Below are 20,403 nucleotides of genomic sequence, written 5' to 3' on the forward strand. Positions count from 1 at the left end.
AGCCCTTATTCGCTATGAGATCCTGTGCTTTTTGCTTCCTCTGCGTGGTGAGAATGCGCGTGTTCGGTTTTTTCGTGTTTTTCTTTAGCGTGCGATGGCTTTTTATTGGCCCTATCCACTAACGCATGCCACGCTTCTACTTCCTTCTTGCTTTCGTATTTGATCACAATGAAACGCAACACGTCTTCATTGATGCGATACAATCGTTCAAGCTCTAAAATCATTGACGGATCTGCTTTGAAATACGCCACATAATAATAGCCTCTTTTGTGTTTTTTGATTTCATAGGCTAAATTACGCATGCCCATATCCAGGCTCGTTTCAATCACGCCATGATGCTTAGTGATCACTTCTCTGTAAAATTCAATTTTGGATTTAATCTCTTCTTCTACTAAAGTAGGTTTGAGAATAAACATCGTTTCATAATGCCTCATCCATTCTCCTTGTGGTTGTATAGCCCTTTTTTTACTAAAAAAGAGCAAGGTCTAAAAAACTTTTGATTATACCTTGCTTTCGCTTGTTTTTGGATTAAATTTAGTTTTTTTGAAATCATTAAAACCCAAAACTAAAACATCTTTCAGCATTTTTCAAGGGTTAATGATTTTTTGAATGGAGGTCAAATACAAAAAGCCCAATTCCTTTTGCCCTTGCATGCTTTGAAGGTGCCATAACCTAAAAATTTCAAAAACCCTCTTATAGCCGGCTTCTTTCAAACGCAGGGCGTTTTTGGCGTAATTTTCAGCAATTTCTTTAGGGGGAGAGTAGCCTAAAACTTCTTTAGCGTCCACTAAACCGGTCGTTTTAATGTGGGCGAAAAATAAAAAAAGCTGGTAGAAATACCGCTCCAACCCCCTTAAAATATCCGCATCCTTTTTGCCCTCTTTTAACAAATAATCATAAATATCAAGCACGCTTTTTTTCAAAAAAAGCCCTAAAATGAGCTTTTGCAAATCCATATCCCCCGCATTAGAGCTTAACTCTTGAATGTCTTCTAAAGTGATGGGCGTATTTAAAACCGCTAGCTTGTCTAAATCGTTAAACGAAACGCCTAAATCTTCGTTATTGGTTTCAAAAAGAGCGTTTAAAAGATGGCTGCTGATGTCTAAATGTAAAACATTAGCCCTTTCTTGTAAGAATTTCAAACTCTCCCAAGCTTTAGGGGTAAAAAAGCGTGCGCAGATCGCTTCATCTTTCAAGGGGCTTTTTTGGAAAAATTTAATGATAGTATCGCTAGTGTATTTGTATTTGGTGGTGTCGCTTTTAGAATTATAAAGCCCTATGACAAGCCTGTTATGGCTAGGCCGCTCTAGGGCTTTTAAAAAAAGATTGATATCATTTTCCTTAAATTTCTTATGCAGCGCAAAATCCAGTTTTAAAATGACTAGACTGCTCCCTCCAAATAAAGAATCCTGCTCTAAAAGGGTCGCAATCTGATTTTTTTCATAATCGCTCGCATAAAAAAGCGAAGTTTCTGTGTCAGGGTTATTGCGTTTAAAAAGCGCGCTAATCGTTTGAATATAATAATGGATGAAAAAATCAAACTCCCCATACAAAAACACCGCTTTAGGGAGGCGTTGTTTTAAATAATGGTCCAAATCTTTACGATACATGCTCTTTAATCCTTTCTGTGATTTCGCCTCTAACTTGCCCTAAAATCAAATCCGCATGCGTGATTTTAACGCGCACCTTTTCTAACGGCTTAAAAACCTCGTTCGTTTTGATCAAAACTTTAAGCCCTATAAATTCTTTTAACCCCACCACCACCCAATCTTTAACCTCTAAAACCACGCCCAAAAACTCTTTTTCTAAACACTCTAAAGCCAAGCGGGCGAATTTGCGCTTGATGAAATCCCTTTCAATCAAAGCGGTCTTTTTTTGTAAAGCGTTCAATTCAGAGCATAATTCAGGCGTTTCTTCTAATAAATACGAGCAGCCTTTAGCTTGATGGAACAATAATTCTTTTAAAAGCCTGTGTAAGGCTAGATCGCTGTATCGTCTAATGGGCGAAGTGAAATGCGTATAGCTAGCAAACCCCAAACCAAAATGGCTTTCTTGCAGGGGGCTATAAAGGGCTAAATTTTGAGACTTGATGATTAGGCGTGAAACTTCTCTTTCTATACTCTTTTCTTTGGCTATCTTTAAGGCATGCTCTAAAAAAGGAAAAAAGCCCATGTTTTTAGGGCGTGCAATCTCATAATCAAAAAGCTTAGCGTAGAGGCGTTTTTGCTGCTCCAAACTCGGCTCTTTATGGGTGCGGTATATCCCTTTATTGTGAAAATACTCATCTAATAACCTTGCGCTAGATTGGTTGGCTAAGAGCATGGCTTCTTCTATAAGGGTGTGTGCACCGCTTTCTTTTTCTGTTTCAATTTTTTCTATACGCCCTTCTTTATTTAAATACAGCTTGTTTTCAAAGGAATTGAAATTAAACCCCTTTTTTAAACGCTCCTTTTTTAACTTTAAAGCCATCTCTAAAAACCCCAAAAGGCTTTGTTGCAAATCTTTATCTAAAGAGCTTTGATTAGCGCTTAAAAAATGATTGATTTCTTCATAAGTGCAATTAGCCCTAACTTCAATAACGCCTTGAGATAATCGGGCGTTTTTCAAATCATCTAAAGGGATTTCATACACTAAAGCCAGGCGTTTTTCAAACGCTTTTAATGAGCATGCCCCTTGAGACAAACTCAAAGGCAGCATGGGATAGACGCTATTAGGGAAATACACGCTAAAGCCCCTAAGCCTAGCTTCTTTATCCAAACTGGAATGTTTCGGCACAAATTCGCTCACGTCAGCGACCGCCACAAACAAAACCCTTTTTTCTTGATCATAAAAAATCGCATCGTCAAAATCTTTAGCGTCTTTGGGGTCAATGGTGATAAAAGGGATATGAGAGTAATTGATCCTGTCTTTAAAATCGCTCGCTTTGAGTTGCGCGTAATATTGCGCTAAATTCAGGCAATCTTTTGAAAAATCTTTCACCCTGTCAAAAAGGCTTAAAGAAAGGTTTTCATCTATTAAAGGGTCTTCTAAAGCCCCTAAAATTTCGCTGATTTCACGCTTTTTAAGATCGATCTTTACCACGCAATGCCTGGGCAATTCCAATAACGATCTTTGGCTGTGCTTTAAAGAAACAGGTTTTTTAAAAGGCTCTTTAAAAGGGATAGCCACAATCTGGTTTTTTTCTTTCGCCAAGTAAGCTATCATCGTGTCTTGCGCATCAAAAAGAGCGGCTTTAAAAAAGGCTATGGGGCGTTTTTTAGAACATTCTATTTGGCATAAAATCAAAGCGTCTGTTTTAAAAGATGGGGGTAAATTTTTGATTAAAGGGTCTTTAGGGTAATGTTTCGCCAAAGAAACGAAAAACGCCTTATTTTTTACCCTTTCAATCTTGCCTATATCAAAGCCTTCTTTTAAAAGATAGCGATCCTTGTTTGATCGAAGCGCTTCTTTTAAAACGCCCTTTTCTATTAGGGGGGCGAATCGCTTAGGGATCTTTTTAACCCCAAAAAACAGGCTTCTTAAAAACCCTTGCATCAAAAAACACTTCGCATGACTTCAAACGCTTTTGAATAAGGGATTTGAGAAGCGCTGAATTTTTCAAAACTTAAAGCAGCTTGATAGATGAGCATGTCTTTCCCGTCTTGAAAAGGGGTTTCTAACTCTTTAGCCAGAGACAAAAAGGGCGTTAAAAACCCATACGCCAAATCATAAGCGAGCTGGCCCCCTTTAAAATACCCTTTCAAAACCTCTTTATTCAAAGGCAATTCGTTATGCAAACTCGCTGAAGTAGCGTTAATGATCAAATCAAAAGCGCTTTTAGGAGGATCCATAAAACAATCACAGCCCAAGCGTTGGAAAAAATCCAATCCCCTAGAAGAGCGGTTTAACACGCTCACCTTCAAGCCTTGTTTTTTCAATTCGCACGCTAGGGCTTTAGCGCTCCCCCCAGTGCCTAAAATCAAAGCGTTTTGGTAGTTTTGGTGTTTTAAAGAAAGATAAAACCCTAAAGCGTCGGTATTGTAACCCACAAGCTCATCATTTTCTAAAACAAGCGTATTGACTGCTCCGCATTCAAGCGCAATGCCCTTGATTTTGTCGCAAATTTGAAACGCCCTTTCTTTAAAGGGTAAGGTTACATTAGCCCCACTCAATCCTAAATGCAAGAACTCGCTTTTGATGTGGCTTTCTAAAGGGAGTAATATGGGGTGGTAATGCCCCAAAAACCCTAATTTTTTTTGAAAAGTCAAAAAACAAGCGTTATGGATTAAGGGCGATTTGGAATGTTTAATGGGATTTCCAAAAACCCCAAAAGATTTTAATTTCATTATTCTTTCATTCAGCCTTTTTTAAAAGTTTTAAAAACACATAGCCCTTTGTTTTATTAGAAAATTCAATTTCAGCCCAATCGTTTTGGATTTCTAAAACCTTCACGCTTGTATCTTTGGTGAGTGAGCCAATGATTTTACCTTTTGTGCTGGGAAAAGCGCGCACATTCACGCCACTGACTGCGACCTTATACTCTAAAGGTTTTTTTCCCATTGTAGAGATTGTGGGGGTTTTTTGATTCTTTTGAACGGGCGAGGCGCTGTTTTGTTTAGACTCGTTTTGGATCTCTTGCTCTTGTTTAGTTTCTTGCTTGGTTTCTTGCTTTTGTGCGGCTGTTTCTAAAGGTGGCGCTGTGTCTTTGGTGGGGCTTTCTTCTGTGGCGGTTGTGGTCGTGTTGGCTTCTTCTTGTTTGGGCGAAAGCGCGCGGTTTTGGCGCTCTGTCTCGGTTTTTTCTGCATTTGGGCCTATTGGAGCGCTGTCTTTTTTCACATAAAAACCAAGCGTAGCATGCGCTAAAGCATACAACAACATGAACGCCAAAACCACCAACAAAGGCTGCATAAAAAGTTTTAAAGAAGATTTCATCTCAGTTTTCATTCCTACCCTCAACGCTTTTCAAAATCAATCCTAGGGTCAATCATCACGCAGAGCAAATCGCTTATCAAACTCGCTACCAAACCTAAAAGCGTGAAAATATAAAGCGAACCAAACACAACGGGATAATCCCTACTCACAATGCTTTCATACCCTAAAAGCCCTAACCCGTCTAGGCTAAAAACAATCTCTATCAATAAGCTTGAGCTAAAAAACATGCCCAAAAAAGCCTGCGGAAAACCCGCTACCACTAATAAAATCGCATTGCGGAACACATGCGCATAAAAAATACGCCCCACTGAACAGCCCTTAGCCTTAGCGCTCAGTACATAGAGCTTGCCCATTTCATCTAAAAAAGAGTTTTTCACTAAAAGCGTGAGGCTTGCAAAACCCCCTAAAGAAATGCAAAGAACGGGCAAAGTGATATGCCATAAATAATCCTTGATTTTACCTAACGCGCTCAAACTTTCAAAATTATCGCTCACTAGCCCTTTTAAAGGGAACCAATGCCAATAATTCCCTCCAGCAAAAAACACGATCAACACCACCGCAAACAAAAAGGCCGGGATAGCGTTAGCGACAATGATCACCACGCTGCTTAACACATCTAAAGGCTCGTTATTGCGTTTGGCCTTGAAAATCCCTAAAGGGATAGAGATAAGATAAATCAAAAGCGTGCTAAAAAGCCCTAACGAAATGGATACCGGCAATTTTTCCTTAATCAAATCTATCACTTTAATCTGGCGGTAAAAACTCTCCCCAAAATCAAATTGCACATATTTTTTGAGCATGAGAAGGTAGCGCTCCCCTATGGGCTTGTCAAAACCATAGAGTTTTTTTAAATTTTCTAACAAATCGCTCTCTAACCCTTGAGACGCCCTATACGAACGCTCTTTAACAAGACCTTGAATCTCTTTGGACTGCGTGTTATTGATTTTAGCCATCATCTGCTCAATAGGCCCTCCTGGGGCGGATTGGATCAGAAAAAAATTAATCGTCATGATGGCCAATAAAGTAGGGATAATCAAAAGCAAGCGTTTGAGGATGTAAGCAATCATTTAGGACCCCTTTCTTTTTTTATCCACCATAAATACGGCGAAAATCCATAGCTAGGGCTGATTTCAGGCATGCCAATATAATTATACGCTGCGACCCTGTAATTAGGCAAATAAAAATGCGGTATCACATAAAACCCCCACAACAACACCCTATCCATCGCTTGAATGGCGGCCAATTGCTCCTTATAATCTTTAGCGTTAATGATTTTTTCAATCAAATCATCTACCGCTTTACTAGAGATTCCCGCATAATTCCTTGCGCCTTTTTCTTTAGCGCTCAAAGAGCCAAAATAAAAGCGCTGCTCATTACCCGGGAAAGACGATTGGCCAATCACTCCTACAATCATGTCAAAATCATAGCTTTTGACCCGATTGACATACTGGCTTAAATCCACTCTTTGGATTTTCATGTCAATCCCTAACACCCTTAAGTTTTTAGCAAAAGCTAAAGCCAGCCTTTCAAACGCCGGGCTGTTTAAAAGCAAAGTGAAACTGAAAGGCTTGTTATTCTTATCTACCAAACGCATGTTTTTGTAAGAAAAGCCCGCACTCTCTAAAAGCTTTTGAGCGTATTTTAAATTTTCCCTCAAATTATCGCCCAAAACATCAGCCCCATCGGTTCTAGGCACGACATAAGGCTCTTTAAAAACCCTTTCATCCAGACTCTTTTCATAAGGGGCTAACAGAACTTTTTCTTCAGGGCTTGGGAGTGGAGGGGACGCATAGACAGAGTTGCTGAAAAAACTAGTGGTGCGCTTGTATTGCGAAAAAAACAAATTTTTATTCGCCCATTCAAAATCAAACGCATAAAATAAGGCTTCACGCACCCTTTTATCCTTAAAAATTTCTCTTCGTGTGTTGAAGAAAAACCCTTGCATGCCGCTTGGCATTTTATGGGCTATGAGGTATTTAGTGATTTTTTTATTATCCATAGCTTTCCCCACATAGCCCCTAGCCCAAATTTTAGCCGTGCTTTCAATGCGCCAATCATACGCCCCACTCAAAAAAGCCTGTAAGGCGATGGTTTCGTCTTTGTAATATTCAAACTTAACTTCATCAAAATTGAATTGCCCCTTTCTGCTGGGCAAATTCCTCGCCCAATAATTAGGGTTTCTTTGGTAGGTGATTTTCTTACCCACATCAAAAGAAGCGATCACATAAGGACCGCTAGAAACAGGAATGAGTAAGGGGTTTTTTTCAAAATAATCCTTTTGAAACGCTTTTTTGGAAAAGATCTGCAACTGCCCTAAAATGAGAGGCAACTCTTTATTTTCAGTGGTTTTGAAAATGAATTTAACATGGTGTTTGTCTAAGATAACCGCCTTTTTAACATCTTGGTAATACTGCCGATAAATAGGCGATCCCAATTTCATGATCGTATCAAAGCTAAACTTCACATCGCTCGCTAAAATGGGGGCGTTGTTGCTAAATCTCGCTCTTTTATCTAAGGTAAAAACCACATAGCTGTTATCCTTAGCCACTTCAGCGTCTTTAGCGATTAAGGGATATTCCGCAAAAGGTTCGTCCAAGCTTTGCACCATTAAAGTGTCATAAATGAGATCCAATCCTTCAGCTTTAGTGCCTTTGAGCGCAAAAGGGTTCAGGCTATCAAAAGTCCCTATAGCGTCATTCCTCAAAACACCGCCTTTTTTAGCGTTAGGGTTAGCGTATTCAAAATGCGTGAAATTGTCTTTATATTTAGGCTCTTCGCCCAAGTATAAATAAGGCGTGGCCCTAAGAAAACAAAACACCCCTAACCATAAACCTAAAATTTTAAAGACCACTCAAATTAACCCCATCAATTCTTTAGCCTTTTGGTAAGTCGCTCTCGCTAAAGGCCTGGCTTTTTCAGTGCCGCAATTTAAAACGGCTTTCATCTCATCATCGCTGATTTCTCTGTATCTTTCTTGGATAGGCTTTAAAGATTGGATCACTACTTCAGCTAATTCCTTTTTAAAATCCCCATAGCCCTTATTTTTGAAACGCTCTTCTATCTTTTCTGGGCTTTCATCGCTTAAAAGCATGTAGATATTCAAAAGGTTAAAAATGCCCTCTCTTTTTTCATCAAAGGCAATAACGCCCATAGAATCCGTGGCCGCTTTTTTGATTTTTTTCACAATAACATCCGGCTCATCTAAAAGGAAAATCGCATGGTTAGCCCCTTTATGCGATTTACTCATCTTCACTTTTGGATCGTCTAGCCCCATAACCCTTGCCCCCACTTTAGCGATCAAAGGCTCTGGCACTTTAAAGCAGTCTCCAAAATCCCTGTTAAATTTTTCTGCAACGTTTCGCGTGAGCTCTAAATGCTGTTTTTGATCTTCGCCCACTGGCACTAAATCGCTTTGGTATAATAAAATATCTGACGCCATTAAAATAGGGTAATTGAAAAGCCCCACGTTCACGCTTTTAGGGTTTTTTAAAGACTTGTCTTTGAATTGCGTCATTCGTTGCATTTCCCCCATAGAAACCTGGCAATCTAGTAGCCATGCCAAAGCCGGGTGCTCATCCACTTCACTTTGAATGAATAACCCCGATTGATTAGGATCAATCCCGCAAGCTAAAAGCAATTTAACCAGCTCATAGGTTTGGGATTTTAAAAATGTAGGCTCTATGGGGAGGGTGATCGCATGCGAATTGACGATACAAAAAAGGTTTTCATACTCATCTTGCAATTCTACCCAATGCTTGATCGCTCCTAGATAGTTGCCCAAGTGGATTTGCCCGGTAGGTTGGATGCCTGAAAAGACTCGTTTTTTTTGCATGTTGTTTCTCGTTGGTTTAGTTAGTGTTATTGTAACCACCTAATTTTAATATTTTAATTTATCTTGGTTTTTAAGAGCGCCTGATCCCAGAAAAGAGTAACACTTCATAGCTCAATTTTTCAAACGCCATGTTTTGGAAAAAATGTTTTTTTTGCTTGAAACTCAGCGTTGAACCCCCCAAAAGACCGCATTTTTTAAGGTAATTCAAGCAGTCTTGTTTGCGGTTGAAATAAAGGGAAAAGCGCTTGTTTTCTAATTCTATTTGAAAATGTTTAAAGGCGTTTTTAATCAAGGATTTGAGCGTTTTGAGATCCCTTAAAGGCGAAGGCGTGCCTAAAAACTCATGCACTTCATGCAAACTAAAATCCGTATGGATAGCTAAAGCGGCCTCCTTACTAGAAAGAGCGATTTTTTCTAAAACGCTTTTTAAATCCCTAGCCCATTGTAAAGATGAAGAAGACACAACTAGATCGTAAGCGTGAAAAACATGTTCTTCAAAATTTGCATGCTCTAAAGAGATTTTTTGAATGTTGATAGAATGCGTGGGGTGCAATTTGAGCATGTTCATGGAATTATCCAAAGCGATAAAATTTTCAATCACAATATTTTGTTGCTCTAAGGCGTTAAAAACAGCCCCACTCCCTGATCCGAGATCCAAAACTTTAGCGTAATGTTTTTGTTTTAAAAATTGGACAAGATGAATAGCGATTTGCTGCTGGATATGGGCGAAGAGATGGTAAGTTTTGGCATGCCGATTGAATGCATGCTGATTAAATGAATGAAAAGAGTCCAACACCACCGCCTTAACGCGCCATGCTTAAAATTAAAACTAAATTTTAGTGTATTCTTAGCAAATTTTAGATAAGATTAAGCCTAATTTTTTCTAAATTTTAGGGATTTAAGGAATCAGTGTTTATGACAAGCGCTCTGTTAGGCTTACAAATTGTTTTAGCGGTATTGATTGTGGTGGTGGTTTTGTTGCAAAAAAGTTCTAGCATCGGCTTAGGGGCTTATAGCGGGAGCAACGATTCTTTATTTGGCGCTAAAGGGCCCGCAAGCTTTATGGCGAAATTGACCATGTTTTTAGGCTTATTGTTTGTCATCAACACCATCGCTTTGGGCTATTTTTACAACAAAGAATACGGCAAGAGCGTTTTAGATGAAACTAAAACCAATAAAGAGCTTTCGCCCTTAGTCCCTGCCACCGGCACGCTCAACCCTACGCTTAATCCCACACTCAACCCAACGCTCAACCCTTTAGAGCAAGCCCCCACTAACCCTTTAATGCCACAACAAACGCCTAACGAACTCCCTAAAGAGCCAGCCAAAACGCCTTTTGTTGAAAGCCCCAAACAGAATGAAAAGAATGAAAAGAATGAAAAGAATGAAAAGAATGAAAAGAATGAAAAGAATGAAAAGAATGAAAAGAATGAAAAGAATGATGCCAAAGAAAATGGCATAAAGGGTGTTGAAAAAACCAAAGAGAACGCCAAAACACCCCCAACCACCCACCAAAAGCCTAAACCGCACGCGCAAACCAACGCCCACACAAACCAAAAAAAGGATGAAAAATAATGTTACAAGCCATTTATAACGAAACCAAAGATTTGATGCAAAAAAGCGTTCAAGCTTTAAACAGGGATTTTTCCACTCTAAGGAGCGCGAAAGTTTCAGTCAATATTTTAGATCACATCAAAGTGGATTATTACGGCACGCCCACCGCTTTAAACCAAGTCGGATCCGTGATGAGTTTGGATGCGACCACCATTCAAATCAGCCCATGGGAAAAAAACCTGCTCAAAGAAATTGAACGATCCATTCAAGAAGCCAATATCGGCGTCAATCCTAATAACGACGGCGAAACGATCAAGCTTTTTTTCCCACCCATGACAAGTGAGCAAAGGAAACTCATCGCAAAAGACGCCAAAGCGATGGGCGAAAAGGCTAAAGTGGCTGTGAGGAATATCCGCCAAGACGCTAACAACCAGGTGAAAAAATTAGAAAAAGACAAAGAAATCAGCGAAGATGAAAGCAAGAAAGCCCAAGAGCAGATCCAAAAAATCACCGATGACGCCATTAAAAAAATTGATGAAAGCGTGAAAAACAAAGAAGACGCGATCTTAAAGGTCTAAACCATGGATATTAAGGCATGTTATCAAAACGCTCAAGCTTTGTTAGAGGGGCATTTCTTGCTCAGCAGCGGGTTTCATTCCAATTATTATTTGCAATCCGCTAAAGTCTTAGAATATCCCAAACTAGCCGAACGATTAGCTAAAGAATTAGCCAAACAAATCCAAGAAGCTCATTTGAATATTGAATGCGTTTGCTCGCCTGCGATTGGGGGGATCTTGGCTGGGTATGAGCTTGCAAGGGCTTTGGGCGTGCGTTTTATCTTCACTGAAAGGGTGGATAATATCATGACATTAAGGCGTGGTTTTGAAGTGAAAAAAAATGAAAGGATTTTAGTGTGTGAAGACATTGTCACTACGGGAAAATCCGCTATGGAATGCGCTAAAGTCTTAGAAGAAAAGGGCGCTCAAATCGTGGCTTTTGGCGCTCTAGCCAATCGGGGCATTTGCAAACGCGCTCATTCTCATTTAAAAGCTCAAGAGGGTGCGTGTTTGCCTAGCCATTTGCCCTTATTTGCTTTAGAAGATTTTGTTTTTGACATGCATAAGCCTAGCTCTTGCCCTTTATGCGCTACTAGCATCGCTATCAAACCGGGAAGTCGTGGCAACTAGAAAAACCAAAAAAAATAAAACCCCAGAAAAAAAACGTGCTTTAGAAAGCCCTTTAAAAGGGCTGTATCTTTCTTTGCGCTTAAAGGCTTTCATCACCGATATTTTTATGATTTATACCCCCATGCTTTACATAATGACTTATGCGATTTTAGGGAGCGCGAAGGATTTTAGGGAAAACCAGAGCGCGATTTTTTTATGCCTGCTTTTTTACGCCCTAACGCACAGCTTTTTTATCGCTTTTAAATCCCAAAGCCCTGGAATGCGTTACGCTCAGTTTAAATTGGTCAAAAATAATGGCGAAAAAGTGGGCTTTTTTTTAGCGTTGTGGCGCTTTGTTTTGTGGGTGTTGAGCATGGGGTTACTCATAGGGTTTGTTGCGCCTTTTATTTTTAAGTTTTTTTTGCATGACAAACTCAGCGGCACTCATATTGAAATCATCAAGGAGGAATCATGAAAAATTTAGTGATTCTAAGCGGGGCTGGCATTTCAGCAGAGAGCGGGATTAAAACCTTTAGAGACGCTGGCGGTTTGTGGGAAGGGCATGACATCATGGAAGTCGCCTCGCCTTATGGCTGGAAAAAGAACCCGCAAAATGTGTTGGATTTTTACAACCAAAGGCGCCGACAGCTTTTTGAAGTTTATCCTAACAAAGCCCACAAGGCTTTAGCGGAATTGGAAAAACATTATCAAGTTAATATCATCACCCAAAATGTAGATGATTTGCATGAAAGGGCTGGTTCTTCTCGCATTTTGCACTTGCATGGAGAGTTATTGAGCGTTCGCAGCGAAAAAGATCCTAATTTAGTTTATAGGTGGGAAAAGGACTTGAATTTAGGCGACTTGGCCAAGGACAAATCGCAATTACGCCCTGATATTGTGTGGTTTGGCGAAGCGGTGCCTTTGCTTAAGGAAGCGATTTCTTTAGTCAAAGAAGCGCACCTTTTAATCATCATTGGCACTTCTTTGCAAGTCTATCCGGCCGCTAGCCTCTACACGCATGCGAGCAAAGACGCTCTCATTTATTACATTGACCCTAAGGCTAAAAACGCCCGTTTGCCCCAGAATATCCAATGCATTAATGAAAGCGCGGTGCATGCCATGCAAGATTTAATGCCCAAACTCATAGAAATGGCCTCTTAAGAGATGTTGAAATAATTTTTATTTTTTCAGCTAACGATTAGCAAAAACATGGTTTAATTGGCTTCATCGTTTGCTGAAAGTAATGATTAAAGGAGTTTGAGAACCTGATGCAACAAGCCACAGAAGCATTGAATCACCCCTATTTTGGCGTTTTTGTTTTGTTGGTATTCACTTTTTGGGTGTTTAATTTAACCTTAAGAATCCAAAGGTTTTTAAGCCGAAAGATGGCTCAAAAAAAGGGCGAAAAGCTCAAGCTCGCTCCCTATGAATGTGGGCCTGTGGCTCTCAAGCAGCCTAATAGAGTGTCGCACCATTTCTATATCATGGCCATGCTTTTTATTTTATTTGATGTAGAAATCGTTTTCATGTTCCCTTGGGCGATTGATTTTAAAAAATTAGGCTTGTTCGGACTCGTTGAAATGCTAGGCTTTGTCTTCTTTTTAACGATTGGTTTTATTTACGCTTTAAAGCGAAACGCTTTGAGCTGGCAAAATTTAGAGGTGAAATAATGCAACAAGCACCGGTTGTTCTAAGCACTTTGGATAAATTATTGAATTGGGGGCGTTCTAATTCGCTCTGGCCCTTAACTTATGGCTTGGCGTGTTGCGCGATTGAGATGATGGCGACAGGGGGTTCGAGGTTTGATTTTGACAGATTTGGCACGATTTTTAGAGCGAGCCCTAGGCAATCTGATGTGATGATTATTGCTGGCACGCTCACTAAAAAACATGCCGAATTTATGCGCAGGCTTTATGATCAGATGCCTGAGCCTAAATGGGTGATTTCTATGGGGAGTTGCGCTAATACGGGTGGGATGTTTAACACTTATGCGACCGTTCAAGGAGCGGATAGGATCATTCCTGTGGATATTTATTTGCCCGGTTGCGCGCCGCGCCCAGAAACTTTACAATACGCTCTTATGGTTTTGCAAGATAAAATCAGACGCTCTAAAGCGATCAAACAAGACGCTCCTAAAAGGTTAGTGTGATGGTAAGAAAACAATCCCCCTATGAAGATGTGCAAAAACAATCGCGCCAGCATGACCCCTATAAAATCATAGAACCCACCCCTAAAAAATATTTAGAGGGCAGCGCTTATGAGGTCATTTACAACCACCTTTCTTACAAGCATGAAATTTTAGACAAATACATAGAAACGAACACGGCTGTGTTTTGGATCAAAAAAGACGATATTTTTTCTGTTGCTACGATTTTAAGGCATTTGGGTTATGAGTGTTTGAGCGAAATGAGCGCGATAGATTTGTGCGCTAGAAAAGGGCATTTTGAATTGTTTTATCAATTCGTGGGTTTTAGCGATAGTTGCAAGAACCGCCGTAGGGTGCGCGTAAAATGCGTTTTGTGGCCTAATGAGAGCGTGGATTCTTTGAGTTTTTTATACCGATCGGCTAATTGGAGCGAAAGAGAAGCGTATGACATGCTGGGTATTGTGTTTGACAAACACCCCTATTTGAAACGCCTTATCATGCCGCATGACTGGGTAGGCCACCCCTTATTGCGCTCTTACCCGCTCAAAGGCGATGAATTCGCTCAATGGTATGAAGTGGATAAAATTTTTGGTAAAGAATACCGAGAAGTGGTGGGCAAAGAGCAACGAGACAGCGCGAGAGTGGATGAAAAAGACACTTTCAATTTTGCAAAAATTGGCTATGAGCAGGGCAAGGGTGAAGCATTGAAAGAAACAGAAGAAAAGCATGCGTTTAAGAAAATCCCTTTTGTCAAAGATTTGCACAAAATGGCCCCCACTATTTTAAAAAAGAGGCTATAAAATGGCTCAAAATTTCACGAAACTCAACCCCCAGTTTGAAAACATCATTTTTGAACATGACGACAACCAAATGATTTTAAACTTTGGCCCTCAACACCCTAGTAGTCATGGGCAATTGCGTTTGATTTTGGAATTAGAGGGCGAAAAAATCATTAAGGCTACCCCTGAAATTGGCTACTTGCACAGGGGTTGTGAGAAGTTGGGCGAAAACATGACCTATAACGAATACATGCCCACTACTGACAGATTGGATTACACTTCTTCTACCAGCAATAATTACGCTTACGCTCATGCGGTAGAGACCTTGCTCAATTTAGAAATTCCGCGCCGAGCGCAAGTGATCCGCACGATTTTACTAGAGCTTAACCGCATGATTTCACACATCTTTTTTATCAGCGTGCATGCTTTAGATGTGGGGGCGATGAGCGTGTTTTTGTATGCGTTTAAAACGAGGGAATACGGGTTGGATTTGATGGAGGATTATTGCGGGGCTAGGCTCACGCATAACGCTATAAGGATTGGGGGCGTGCCTTTGGATTTACCCTCCAATTGGCTAGAAGGCTTGAAAAAGTTTTTAGGCGAAATGAGAGAGTGTAAAAAACTCATTCAAGGCTTATTGGATAAGAATCGCATTTGGCGGATGCGCTTGGAAAATGTGGGCGTTGTAACGCCCAAAATGGCACAAAGCTGGGGCTTGAGTGGTATCATGTTAAGAGGAACAGGGATCGCCTATGACATCAGAAAAGAAGAGCCTTACGAGCTTTATAAAGAGCTTGATTTTGATGTGCCGGTGGGCAATTATGGCGATAGTTACGATCGGTATTGTTTGTATATGCTAGAAATTGATGAAAGCATTCGCATCATTGAGCAACTCATTCCCATGTATGCTAAAACCGATACGCTCATCATGGCTCAAAACCCGCATTATATTTCTGCCCCTAAAGAAGATATAATGACGCAAAACTACGCCTTGATGCAGCATTTTGTTTTAGTGGCTCAAGGCATGCGCCCGCCTATTGGGGAAGTGTATGCCCCCACAGAAAGCCCTAAAGGGGAATTAGGGTTTTTTATCCATTCAGAGGGCGAGCCATATCCTCATAGATTAAAAATCAGAGCTCCTAGCTTTTATCACATTGGGGCTTTAAGCGATATTTTAGTGGGGCAATATTTAGCGGATGCAGTAACCGTGATTGGCTCAACCAATGCGGTGTTTGGCGAGGTGGATAGATGAAACGCTTTGATTTACGCCCCTTAAAAGCAGATATTTTTGAACGATTAGAAGAATTGATTGAAAAAGAAATGCAACCTAATGAAGTCGCTATTTTCATGTTTGAAGTGGGGGATTTTTCTAATATCCCTAAGAGCGCTGAATTTATCCAATCTAAAGGGCATGAGCTCCTCAATTCTTTGCGTTTCAATCAAGCGGATTGGACGATTGTCGTGAGAAAAAAGGCTTGATTTTGAGCGGCTTTAACCCCCTAAATTCTCCCTTAAGCGCAAGCTCTTCAATTAGCTTGAAAGAAGCCTATTGTTTAGAAAAATTATCTCTTAAAAAAGGGTTTGAGATCCATTACAAGATGACTGAAAATGATTTAAACCTTTTAGAAAAAAGCGATTTGTGCGTTTTGTTTGGGGGGTTTTCAAACGCTTGTTTGAATGAAAACGAACGATTGATTTTAGAAAGCATTAACCAATCAAAACGCCCCTACGCCTTGTTAAGACCCTTACAAGATACAAGAGACTTGCAAGAAAATTGCCTTTTTGCGTCGTATGAAATCCACACGGAAGCGGCGATTTTGGCTTTGATTTTAAGGGGCATTTTGGAACAAACTTCCCAATTAAAAGGGCATGTTTTAGAAAATGTTGATGTGGGGTATTTAAGCTCTGAAGCGAACATGAGTGAAGAAGAACTACAAGAACTTATCGCGCTTATTGTTAAAGCAAAAAAAAAGGTGCTTGTTTTAAATAGAGAAATCACTAAGCATGCTCATAGCGCTTTTTTATACACCCTTTTAAGCGGGTTGCAAAACTACCTGGAAATTTTGCATATCCCTTGCTATGATTCAGGCGCAACGACCGCTTTTTATGATTCTAAAGATCAAGAATGGTTGCTAGAAACAGCCTTTAAAGAAGGCATTTTGCCTTTTGAATCACAACTCCAATCAAAAGATTTAGAACTTTTAGAGCGAATGGGTGAGGCTAACGGCTCGTTTGTCTATGTTTCTTATAAGAGCCTTAAAACCCCCAAATTGTCTTTTTCCAAGCAATTTAAGATCGCTAACAAAATCCAGCATTCTAAGGCGGTGTTTCAAATCTTAAATCAAACGCTAGAATGCGAGTTAGAAGAAAGCCCCCATTTAAAGGGCTTGATTGCGATTTTAGAAGGGGCGTTTTTTGATGCTTACCCTTATATCCCTATTTTATCCCACTCTCAAGGAATTTCATGATCACAATGAATATCAATGGCAAAATAATTGAATGCCAAGAGGGACAAAGCGTTTTAGAGGCCGCTAGGAGCGCTGGGATCTACATCCCTACTATTTGCTATTTAAGCGGTTGCTCGCCCACAGTCGCATGCAAAATGTGCATGGTTGAAATGGATGGCAAACGCATTTATAGCTGCAACACGAAAGCCAAAAACAATGCCGTAATCCTCACTAACACCCCCACGCTCATGGATGAAAGAAAAAGCATCATGCAAACTTATGATGTCAACCACCCCCTAGAATGTGGCGTGTGCGATAAGAGCGGAGAGTGCGAATTGCAGGACATGACGCATTTAACCGGCGTGGAGCACCAACCTTATGCAGTGGCTGATGATTTTAAAGCGCTAGATTCATGGGCAAAAGCCTTGTATGATCCTAATTTGTGCATCATGTGCGAAAGGTGCGTAACCACTTGTAAGGACAATGTGGGCGAAAACAACCTTAAAGCCACTAAAGCTAACTTGCATGCTCCGGATAAATTTAAAGACAGCATGTCCAAAGACGCTTTTAGCGTGTGGAGTCGTAAGCAAAAAGGCATTATTTCTTTTGTGGGTAGCGTGCCTTGTTATGATTGCGGGGAATGCATTGCGGTGTGTCCTGTGGGCGCTTTGAGCTATAAAGATTTCGCTTACACGGCTAACGCATGGGAACTAAAAAAGATCCATTCCACTTGTTCGCATTGCTCAGCCGGGTGTTTGATTTCTTATGATGTGCGACATTTTGATACTCTAGGCGAAGAATCTAAGATTTTTAGGGTGCTTAATGATTTTTACCATAACCCTATTTGTGGGGCAGGCCGGTTTGCTTTTGACGTGAGCTCTAGCCCTAAAGGCAGCGCTAATCTTAAAGAAGCGCAAAACGCCCTCAAAGAATGCGATGCAGTGCGAATAGGAGGAGATGTTACGAATGAAGAGGCGTTTTTAATAGAGCGTTTGAGGAAAGAGCTTGATTTTAAAATCTACAATCAAGAAGCGTATCATTTCCAGCAATTTTTAAAGGTATTGGGCGAAATTAAACGCCCCAGCATTGAAGAGATTAAAACTTCCAATTTGGTCGTTACGATAGGATCTTCTATCAAAACAGAAAACCCTTTGGTGCGCTATGCTATTAATAACGCTCTCAAACTCAATAAAGCTTCTTTGATCGCTATGCACCCTATTAAGGATAATGCGTTAGCGAATTTGTGCCGAAGCTCTTTTTGCATCACCCATGAAGTGGGGGCTGAAGAAATCCTTTTAGGCATGCTTTTAAAAATGCTTAACATTGAAAGCGCGGCTCTAAAAAGCTTAGAAGATTCCAAGCAAAATATTGTAGATGAAGCGGCTCTTAAAGCCTTAGAAGAAGAGCGAAAAAAAGCTTTAGAACAAGCCGAGCAAGGGTGCAGTATTGGAGAAAATAAGGCAGAAAATCAAGAAGAGGATAAAACAGAAGCAGCTGCCCCAAAAGAAGAAAATCCAGAAGAAGCAACTACTCCAAAAGAAAATCAAGAAGAAAACAAGACAGAGGTTAAAGAAGAAAAAATTGAAGTCCCTACCAAAACCACTTATTTGTTGCTTGAAGAAGCGGGCATCAATTTAGAAACTTATGAAAAAATTCTCGCTCTTTTGCAAAAATCAAATAACACCTTGCTGGTGGTTGGCGAAGAAATTTATAGCCACAAACAAGCCCATAACATCGCTAAAATGTTGCGTTTGCTAGCCCAAAAAAGCGCTGTTAAACTCATTCTTATCCCTCCAAGCGCGAACGCTTTAGGCATCGCTTCTATTTGTGAATTGAGCGAAGAAATTTTTGAACATGAAAAAATTGTAGGCATTCGCGCTCAAGGGGATTTCACTATCAATAGTGACGATAGGGTTTTTGGGAAAGACGCTGTGAGTAAAGTGGATTTTATTTTGCCCAGTCTCAACCAGCTAGAAGGCACGATCACCAATGTTGAAGGGCGTGTGTTGCCCTTAAAACCGGCTTTAAGGTTTGAGGGCTATGACTTGAGCGATATTATGCAAGGCTTTGGCTTTGTGGAAGAAAATCTCACAGAATGCACCCACAAACTCCCTACAGAAGCGGGCTTTAAAGCCATAGAATTTGATCATTTAACCAACTATTTCACTAATGATAGGGTCAATCACAGAGGCTATTTATTAGGAACAAGCCATTTTGAAAACAGTGCTAAAGAATGCGAAACCACAGAATGCGAGCCTATCAAGCCTTTAAAAGAAAAAACCGCTTTCAACGCGTATTTAAAATACCCAGAAACGCAATTCAATAACGCTACCCATAAAAGCGAGAATTTGCAATTAAAGACCGGTATTTATGTGTCTAAAGCTTTCTTAAAAAAATTGGATAAAGAAGTGGGGCAAAACATCACTTTATCTAAAGAAGAAGAGGAATTAACAGGCGTTTTGTATCTTGATGAGAGCTTGGATCAAGAGGTGTTTGTCATTTCGCCTTCTCTTTTGAAAAACCATTCCAACTTTTTTAGAGAGGGCGTGTTTGATAGCGTGGATTTAAAGGAGCAAGCATGAGCGCTTATATCATTGAAACTTTGATTAAAATTTTAATTTTAGTTGCTGTTTTTTCGGCTTTAGGAGGCTTTGCCACTTATATTGAAAGGAAAGTGTTAGCCTATTTCCAACGCCGTTTAGGGCCTTGTTATGTGGGGCCTTTTGGGCTTTTGCAAGTCGCAGCAGACGGTATTAAGCTTTTCACTAAAGAAGACATTATCCCTCAAGGCGCGAATAAGTTCATTTTCACGCTAGCGCCCATTATTGCGATGGTGAGCGCGTTTGTGTCCATGGCGCCCATCCCCTTTTTCCCTAATTTCACTCTGTTTGGCTATGAGATCAAGCCCCTTATTTCTGACATCAACATTGGCTTTTTGTTTTTCTTAGCCGTGGGTTCAGCAGGGATTTATGCACCTATTTTAGCCGGGCTTGCTTCTAATAACAAATACTCTTTAATTGGCTCTGCAAGAGCGACAATCCAACTGCTCAGCTTTGAAGTGGTCAGCACTTTAACCATTCTAGCCCCCTTAATGGTGGTGGGATCGCTCTCTTTAGTGGAAATCAATCATTACCAAAGCGGTGGGTTTTTAGACTGGCTTGTCTTCAAGCAACCTTTAGCGTTTGTTTTGTTTTTGATCGCAAGCTATGCTGAATTGAATCGAACGCCCTTTGACTTGTTAGAGCATGAAGCTGAGATCGTGGCGGGGTATTGCACCGAATACAGCGGCTTGAAATGGGGCATGTTCTTTTTAGCGGAATACGCGCATTTATTCGCTTTTTCTTTTGTGATTTCCATTGTGTTTTTTGGCGGGTTTAACGCATGGGGCTTTATCCCTGGAGGCATAGCGATTTTGATTAAAGCGGGCTTTTTTGTCTTTTTATCCATGTGGGTTAGAGCGACTTACCCGCATGTGCGCCCAGACCAATTGATGAATATGTGCTGGAAAATCATGCTGCCTTTAGCGTTATTGAATATCGTGCTAACAGGCATTATCATTTTAATTTAG

The 20,403-nt window shown here is 40.4% G+C and carries 22 protein-coding genes; 13 read left to right on the forward strand and 9 right to left on the reverse strand.

The window, feature by feature from the left end:
* Window positions 1–5 precede the first annotated feature (5 nt).
* From rpsF to EAL44_RS02585, 9 genes are all read right to left on the reverse strand, one after another.
* A complete protein-coding gene (gene rpsF, locus EAL44_RS02545; protein ID WP_022577085.1) occupies window positions 6–434 on the reverse strand; it encodes a 30S ribosomal protein S6 in 429 nt (142 codons plus the stop codon).
* Between the two features lie 153 nt (window positions 435–587).
* Window positions 588–1,610 carry a DNA polymerase III subunit delta gene (holA, locus tag EAL44_RS02550; RefSeq protein ID WP_121074359.1) on the reverse strand — a complete coding sequence of 341 codons (1,023 nt, stop codon included), beginning with the start codon at window positions 1,608–1,610 and terminating at the stop codon, window positions 588–590.
* Window positions 1,600–3,534, reverse strand: coding sequence for an RNB domain-containing ribonuclease (locus EAL44_RS02555; protein WP_121074361.1), 1,935 nt, complete (start codon window positions 3,532–3,534; stop codon window positions 1,600–1,602). The genes holA and EAL44_RS02555 overlap by 11 nt, the downstream gene beginning before the upstream one ends.
* Window positions 3,534–4,325 (reverse strand): shikimate dehydrogenase, encoded by a 792-nt coding sequence (locus EAL44_RS02560; protein ID WP_121074364.1) that lies wholly within the window; start codon window positions 4,323–4,325, stop codon window positions 3,534–3,536. The genes EAL44_RS02555 and EAL44_RS02560 overlap by 1 nt, the downstream gene beginning before the upstream one ends.
* 7 nt (window positions 4,326–4,332) lie before the next feature.
* Window positions 4,333–4,923 carry an SH3 domain-containing protein gene (locus EAL44_RS02565; RefSeq protein WP_121074367.1) on the reverse strand — a complete coding sequence of 197 codons (591 nt, stop codon included), beginning with the start codon at window positions 4,921–4,923 and terminating at the stop codon, window positions 4,333–4,335.
* Between the two features lie 8 nt (window positions 4,924–4,931).
* Window positions 4,932–5,978, reverse strand: a complete 1,047-nt coding sequence (locus tag EAL44_RS02570; protein WP_121074370.1) for a microcin C ABC transporter permease YejB — start codon at window positions 5,976–5,978, stop codon at window positions 4,932–4,934.
* Window positions 5,975–7,762, reverse strand: a complete 1,788-nt coding sequence (locus tag EAL44_RS02575) for an extracellular solute-binding protein (RefSeq protein ID WP_121074373.1) — start codon at window positions 7,760–7,762, stop codon at window positions 5,975–5,977. The genes EAL44_RS02570 and EAL44_RS02575 overlap by 4 nt, the downstream gene beginning before the upstream one ends.
* Entirely contained in the window at window positions 7,763–8,743 is a 981-nt protein-coding gene (gene trpS / locus EAL44_RS02580; protein ID WP_162970324.1) for a tryptophan--tRNA ligase, read from the reverse strand.
* Between the two features lie 70 nt (window positions 8,744–8,813).
* Complete coding sequence (locus EAL44_RS02585; RefSeq protein ID WP_121074379.1) at window positions 8,814–9,536, reverse strand: malonyl-ACP O-methyltransferase; 723 nt, start codon at window positions 9,534–9,536, stop codon at window positions 8,814–8,816.
* A 122-nt stretch (window positions 9,537–9,658) separates the two neighbouring features.
* On the opposite strand from EAL44_RS02585, the gene secG reads away from it, so the two are divergent.
* The 13 genes from secG to nuoH all read left to right on the forward strand — a co-directional run bounded on the left by secG (window position 9,659) and on the right by nuoH (window position 20,403).
* Window positions 9,659–10,318, forward strand: a complete 660-nt coding sequence (gene secG, locus EAL44_RS02590; RefSeq protein ID WP_162970326.1) for a preprotein translocase subunit SecG — start codon at window positions 9,659–9,661, stop codon at window positions 10,316–10,318.
* Window positions 10,318–10,875 (forward strand): ribosome recycling factor, encoded by a 558-nt coding sequence (frr, locus tag EAL44_RS02595; RefSeq protein ID WP_121074385.1) that lies wholly within the window; start codon window positions 10,318–10,320, stop codon window positions 10,873–10,875. The genes secG and frr overlap by 1 nt, the downstream gene beginning before the upstream one ends.
* Before the next feature lie 3 nt (window positions 10,876–10,878).
* A complete protein-coding gene (gene pyrE / locus EAL44_RS02600; RefSeq protein ID WP_121074388.1) occupies window positions 10,879–11,484 on the forward strand; it encodes an orotate phosphoribosyltransferase in 606 nt (201 codons plus the stop codon).
* Window positions 11,474–11,938, forward strand: coding sequence for an RDD family protein (locus EAL44_RS02605; protein ID WP_121074391.1), 465 nt, complete (start codon window positions 11,474–11,476; stop codon window positions 11,936–11,938). The genes pyrE and EAL44_RS02605 overlap by 11 nt, the downstream gene beginning before the upstream one ends.
* Window positions 11,935–12,624, forward strand: a complete 690-nt coding sequence (locus tag EAL44_RS02610; RefSeq protein ID WP_121074394.1) for an SIR2 family NAD-dependent protein deacylase — start codon at window positions 11,935–11,937, stop codon at window positions 12,622–12,624. The genes EAL44_RS02605 and EAL44_RS02610 overlap by 4 nt, the downstream gene beginning before the upstream one ends.
* 107 nt (window positions 12,625–12,731) lie before the next feature.
* Window positions 12,732–13,133: an NAD(P)H-quinone oxidoreductase subunit 3 gene (locus EAL44_RS02615; RefSeq protein ID WP_039086872.1), complete on the forward strand. Its 402-nt coding sequence runs from the start codon at window positions 12,732–12,734 to the stop codon at window positions 13,131–13,133.
* Window positions 13,133–13,612 (forward strand): NuoB/complex I 20 kDa subunit family protein, encoded by a 480-nt coding sequence (locus EAL44_RS02620; protein WP_001183507.1) that lies wholly within the window; start codon window positions 13,133–13,135, stop codon window positions 13,610–13,612. The genes EAL44_RS02615 and EAL44_RS02620 overlap by 1 nt, the downstream gene beginning before the upstream one ends.
* Window positions 13,612–14,409: an NADH-quinone oxidoreductase subunit C gene (locus tag EAL44_RS02625; protein WP_162970327.1), complete on the forward strand. Its 798-nt coding sequence runs from the start codon at window positions 13,612–13,614 to the stop codon at window positions 14,407–14,409. Before EAL44_RS02620 ends, EAL44_RS02625 begins: the two co-directional genes overlap by 1 nt.
* 1 nt (window position 14,410) lies before the next feature.
* A complete protein-coding gene (gene nuoD / locus EAL44_RS02630; protein ID WP_121074400.1) occupies window positions 14,411–15,640 on the forward strand; it encodes an NADH dehydrogenase (quinone) subunit D in 1,230 nt (409 codons plus the stop codon).
* Window positions 15,637–15,867: an NADH-ubiquinone oxidoreductase subunit E family protein gene (locus EAL44_RS02635; RefSeq protein ID WP_000819164.1), complete on the forward strand. Its 231-nt coding sequence runs from the start codon at window positions 15,637–15,639 to the stop codon at window positions 15,865–15,867. Before nuoD ends, EAL44_RS02635 begins: the two co-directional genes overlap by 4 nt.
* 2 nt (window positions 15,868–15,869) lie before the next feature.
* Window positions 15,870–16,856, forward strand: a complete 987-nt coding sequence (locus EAL44_RS02640) for a hypothetical protein (RefSeq protein ID WP_121074403.1) — start codon at window positions 15,870–15,872, stop codon at window positions 16,854–16,856.
* Entirely contained in the window at window positions 16,853–19,417 is a 2,565-nt protein-coding gene (locus EAL44_RS02645) for an NADH-quinone oxidoreductase subunit G (protein WP_121074406.1), read from the forward strand. Before EAL44_RS02640 ends, EAL44_RS02645 begins: the two co-directional genes overlap by 4 nt.
* Window positions 19,414–20,403 carry an NADH-quinone oxidoreductase subunit NuoH gene (nuoH, locus tag EAL44_RS02650; RefSeq protein WP_001277309.1) on the forward strand — a complete coding sequence of 330 codons (990 nt, stop codon included), beginning with the start codon at window positions 19,414–19,416 and terminating at the stop codon, window positions 20,401–20,403. Before EAL44_RS02645 ends, nuoH begins: the two co-directional genes overlap by 4 nt.

Origin of the sequence: Helicobacter pylori, assembly GCF_003637685.1 — a bacterium.
GTDB classification, from domain to species: Bacteria; Campylobacterota; Campylobacteria; order Campylobacterales; family Helicobacteraceae; genus Helicobacter; species Helicobacter pylori_CJ.